At 64.8% G+C, this 915-nt stretch carries 1 protein-coding gene; it reads left to right on the forward strand.

Annotated elements, in window-relative coordinates; genetic code table 11:
• A partial coding sequence (locus AC1D00_RS43050) for a vanadium-dependent haloperoxidase (RefSeq protein ID WP_477014913.1) occupies positions 1-885 on the forward strand: 885 nt, incomplete at its 5' end.
• Between the last annotated feature and the right edge of the window lie 30 nt (positions 886-915).

Genomic DNA, 915 nt, shown 5'->3' on the forward strand with positions numbered 1-915 from the left:
GCCGAGGGCGAGTCCAAGATCGCCGGCATCGCCCTCGGGAAAGAGGCTGCGGCGCAGATCATGGAGCTTCGTGCGAAGGATGGCAGCAACGCCGTGGAAACGTACCGGCCCCTGACCAAACCGGGTGCCTATGTTCCAACCGTCGTCCCGCTTTTCTCGACCACGGGTGCGACAACGCCGTGGGTCATGGCGTCCGGGTCACAGTTCCGCCCCGGACCACCGCCAGCGCTCGATTCAGAGGTCTGGACCAGGGACGTCAACGAGATCCGCGAGGTCGGTAGCCGAGGCAGCTCGACCCGGACGCCCGAGCAAACGACGATCGGACGATTCTGGTTCTTCGTCGGCGCCCGCACCTACAACCCGATCGTGAAGCAGGCCGCAACGGCGAAGGGCATGGATCTCGTCGACTGTGCCCGGCTGTTCGCTCTGACGTCAATTGCCGGCAACGACGCCCTCGTTGCGGTGTTCGATGCAAAATACCATTACAATCTCTGGCGACCGATCACGGCCATACGCAACGCCGACCTGACGTCGAATCCGGCGACGCCGCGCGACCCGTCCTGGCTGCCGCTGGGGGAAACGCCGATGCATCCGGAATATCCCTGCGCTCACTGCATCACCTCGGCGGCGATTGCGACCGTACTCGAGAGCGTCGTTGGAGATTTCGGCGAGTTCTCGCTGACCAGCCCCACGGCACCGGGGGTCATACGCAAATGGTCGCGGCTGCAGGACTATAGCGACGAAGTCTCCAATGCGCGCATCTGGGCCGGCTTTCACTACCGGTTCTCGACCGAAGTCGGCAAGGACATGGGCCGGAAGGTCGGTGCGCTGACCGTCGCCACCCAGCTCCGCGGTGTGGAGGCGATGGCGGAGCCGAAGCGTTAAGGCTCCACACCCCCGGTGTCGTCCCGGCCT

Source organism: Bradyrhizobium sp. P2_E8, from assembly GCF_056403875.1.